Here is a 4,105-nt window from a genome sequence, read left to right as displayed (position 1 = left end):
CAACAGGCATTGTGGTGGAATGTCAAGAAGAGCGTTCACAACATAAAAACAAAGCCAAAGCAATGTCAGTGCTAGCTTCTCGCATTGTGCAAGCAGAGCAAGAACGCCAAGCAGCGGAGCAAGCAGACACACGCCGCAATTTGCTAGGCTCAGGCGATCGTTCGGATAAAATCCGTACCTATAACTACCCACAAGGCCGTGTTACCGATCACCGCATCAACCTAACGATCTATCGCTTAGATGAAGTGATGAACGGCAAAATGGACGAACTAATCCAACCAATCATCACCGAATACCAAGCTGATCAGCTTGCAGCGTTGTCGGATCAAGGATAGTTTTAATTCAAAGAAACGGTGGAAAAATTTCCATTTTTTCCACCGCACTTATTTTGGGGATAATCAAGAACGATTTAATTCAACTAGTTGTTTTTTGGTTAATGCAAAAACACCTAATCCCCCATTTTTCAGTTCTAGCCACTGGAATGGGGCATTAGGGAATTGTTCTATTAGGTGGAGCATACTGTTCCCTACTTCGCAAACTAATACCCCATCATCGGCTAAATAATCCGGTGCAGCTTTTAAGATTCGTTTGGTTATTTCTAGTCCATCAACGCCAGAACCTAATGCCATTTCTGGCTCGTGGTGGTATTCTTCTGGCATATCGTCAAGGTCTTCTTTATCCACATAAGGAGGATTGGTCACGATAAGATCGTATTTATCTTGGGGAAGATTGTTAAATAGATCCGATTGAATTGGGAATACACGATCACTTAGGTTGTGGTGCATAATATTGATTTCTGCCACATCTAAAGCATCGGTAGAGAGATCAATGGCATCAACCTCGGCATTTGGGAATTGGGCCGCACAGGCAATCGCAATACAGCCACTTCCTGTACACATATCTAAAATTCGTTGTGGTGCTTTGGTGAGCAGTCCCGCAAAGCGGTCTTCAATTAAGGCACCAATGGGGGAGCGAGGCACGATCACTCGCTCATCGACATAAAATTCTAATCCACAAAACCACGCACGATTGGTTAAATATGCCACAGGAATGCGTTGTTCAATGCGTGCTAAAATGAGTTCCAACAAACTTGCTTTTTCACTTTGCGTTAAACGGCTATCATAAAGCTCACTGGGCAAATCAGGGGGAAGTTGTAATGCGGTTAATACAAGCTGTTGCGCTTCGTCCCAAGCGTTGTCATAACCGTGTCCATAATATAAATCAGAGCGATTAAAAGTGCTGTATGTCCAACGCAAAAAATCTTTTAGGGTGTGAAGCGAATCTGGAACGTTGTCCGCGAGAATTTGTTGAATGAGTTCTTGGTTAAATGTGGTCATTAATTATTTCCCAATCAGAAAAGAGTAAATTGATGATTGCCAGATGATACATCAATCAGTTAGGTAAGTCAGCTGATAACGAAAGAACAAATAAAATAGACTGAATTGCAACAATAAAGTGCGGTGTAATTTTTGATTTTTCAAAAAACTCATAAAATTTTGACCGCACTTTGGCGCGTATTAATCACGCGGATCAGGATTATCTAACACAGTTTGGGTTTGATTTTGGCGGAATTGCTGTAAACGTGCTGCAAGCTCAGGATTGAAACGAGCTAAGATTTGTGCGGCTAATAATCCCGCATTTGCCGCGCCTGCCGCGCCAATAGCTAAAGTGCCAACGGGAATGCCTTTTGGCATTTGCACGATAGAATAAAGGCTATCCACGCCACTTAGGGTTGAACTTTTTACTGGCACCCCCAGCACGGGAACAAGGGTTTTCGCGGCGATCATTCCTGGTAAATGCGCTGCGCCACCTGCGCCTGCAATAATCACTTTATAGCCATTTTTTTCGGCATCTTCAGCAAATTGGAATAATTTATCTGGTGTGCGGTGAGCAGAAACAATCTCAATATGATGGGGAACATTGAGAACCGTGAGAATTTGCGCAGCTTCCTGCATTGTCGTCCAATCACTTTTTGACCCCATTACAATGGCAATTTCAGCATTTTGGCTTGGTTTTTGGTCTGGCATAGTTTTTCCTATTCACAACAAAAATTAACAAAAAACAACCGCACTAGAATAGCATACCTTACGCCTTGTAAGCAAACGATTGCCTAAGGTGGTTGCAAGATGATTGATTGGTGAAAAATGAGTGAAATAAGAGAATTAAGTGCTCGTAGAACAGTTTGTTTTTCTTGCAACTTTGGGCTAAAAATCTTATCCTAACAACAATTTTTCTACCTTAATCTTAAAAGATTTCATATTGGATAACCTTCTTAAAACAACAAGCATACTAGGTGTCATATATGCAGACAAAAGCTAAATATAGAAAAGATTATCGCTCGCCAGATTTTACCGTAACGGATATTTTCTTGGATTTTCAATTAGATCCAGAAAAACCGTGGTAACCGCTAAAAGCCAGTATCAACGTTTAAACCCAGAAGCAACCAGTTTGCGTTTAGACGGCCATAGTTTTCAATTTGCGGCGATTCGTTTAAATGGGGAAGATTTCAAACATTATCAACAAGATAGCGAAAGTCTAACATTAGATTTAAGCAGTTTGAAAGAAAGTGCGGCGCAATTTGAGTTAGAAATTGTTACCTATTTGAAACCAGCCGAAAATACCTCATTGCAAGGCTTATATCAATCAGGTGATGCCCTTTGTACACAATGTGAAGCAGAAGGATTCCGTCAAATTACCTATATGCTTGATCGCCCCGATGTGCTAGCCCGTTACACCACCAAAATCACCGCAGAAAAAGCTAAATACCCTTATTTATTATCTAACGGCAACCGTATTGCTAGCGGAGAACTAGACAATGGTTTTCACTGGGTAGAATGGCAAGATCCATTTCCAAAACCAAGCTATTTGTTTGCCTTAGTCGCAGGGGATTTTGATGTTTTAGAAGACAATTTTATCACCCAAAGCGGCCGTGAAGTAAAACTTGAGCTTTATGTGGATCGTGGCAACTTAAATCGTGCTGATTGGGCAATGCAAAGCCTGAAAAAATCAATGAAATGGGACGAAGAACGCTTCGGGCTAGAATATGATTTAGATATTTATATGATCGTCGCGGTGGATTTCTTCAATATGGGCGCAATGGAAAACAAAGGTTTGAATATTTTCAACGATAAATTCGTGTTGGCCAACCCACAAACCGCTACAGATGAAGATTATTTAGCCATTGAAAGCGTGATCGCACACGAATATTTCCATAACTGGACAGGTAATCGTGTTACTTGTCGCGATTGGTTTCAGTTAAGTTTGAAAGAAGGGCTAACCGTGTTCCGTGATCAAGAATTTTCTTCTGATACGGGCTCGCGTGCGGTAAATCGCATTAATAATGTGAAATTTTTGCGTACTGTGCAATTTGCCGAAGATGCCAGCCCAATGTCGCACCCAATCCGCCCTGAAAAAGTGATTGAAATGAATAATTTCTACACTGTAACCGTGTATGAAAAAGGGGCAGAGGTGATTCGAATGTTGCATACCTTACTTGGTGAAAAAGGCTTCCAAGCGGGAATGCGCGAGTATATTGCACAAAACGACGGTAAAGCAGCCACTTGTGAAGATTTGTGCAGGCAATGGAAAAGCCAATGGCGTGGATCTTAGCCAGTTCCGCCGTTGGTATAGCCAATCTGGCACACCAGAACTCACCATTAGCGATAGCTATGATGAGCGCTCTCATACTTATCGCCTGCAAGTTTCACAGCATACGCCAGCAACCGCTGATCAAATGGACAAGGTAAATTTACACATTCCATTAAAAATCGCCCTTTATGATGAGCAAGGCATTATGCAATCTTTGCAATATCATGGCGAATTAGTCAGTGATGTACTAGATGTAACTGAACAAACACAAACCTTTGAATTTCATAATATTTATTCACGTCCTGTGCCTGCCTTGTTGTGTGATTTTTCTGCGCCAGTGCGATTAGATTATGATTACAGTACCAAGCAGCTTATCACCTTACTGAAATTTGCGAAAAATGATTTTGTGCGTTGGGATGCCGCACAGATGTTATTTAATAATGAGTTACGTCGTAACTTATCTCGCTATCAACAAGGACAACCTCTTGAATTTTCTCAAGAAATTTTGACCGCACTT

Annotated in this window: 3 protein-coding genes and 1 pseudogene; 2 read left to right on the top strand and 2 right to left on the bottom strand. The window is 41.4% G+C overall.

Going from position 1 to position 4,105, the window contains the following annotated elements:
- Nucleotides 1-335 (top strand): peptide chain release factor-like protein (locus C3Z13_RS08690; protein ID WP_281258786.1); only part of this gene is annotated, 335 nt, incomplete at its 5' end.
- Between the two features lie 63 nt (nucleotides 336-398).
- On the opposite strand, the gene prmB is transcribed toward C3Z13_RS08690, so the two are convergent.
- Nucleotides 399-1,337, bottom strand: a complete 939-nt coding sequence (prmB, locus tag C3Z13_RS08685; RefSeq protein ID WP_103855653.1) for a 50S ribosomal protein L3 N(5)-glutamine methyltransferase — start codon at nucleotides 1,335-1,337, stop codon at nucleotides 399-401.
- A gap of 180 nt (nucleotides 1,338-1,517) precedes the next feature.
- Nucleotides 1,518-2,027, bottom strand: coding sequence for a 5-(carboxyamino)imidazole ribonucleotide mutase (gene purE / locus C3Z13_RS08680; protein WP_103855652.1), 510 nt, complete (start codon nucleotides 2,025-2,027; stop codon nucleotides 1,518-1,520).
- Between the two features lie 275 nt (nucleotides 2,028-2,302).
- Here purE and pepN point away from each other — a divergent pair.
- Nucleotides 2,303-4,105: pseudogene (gene pepN, locus C3Z13_RS08675) on the top strand (aminopeptidase N); the annotation flags it as partial.

Source organism: Avibacterium endocarditidis (genome assembly GCF_002921145.1).
Lineage (GTDB): Bacteria > Pseudomonadota > Gammaproteobacteria > Enterobacterales > Pasteurellaceae > Avibacterium > Avibacterium endocarditidis.
The sequence above is the reverse complement of the archived record's forward strand: the minus strand, read 5'-3'. Positions and strand labels throughout refer to the sequence as shown.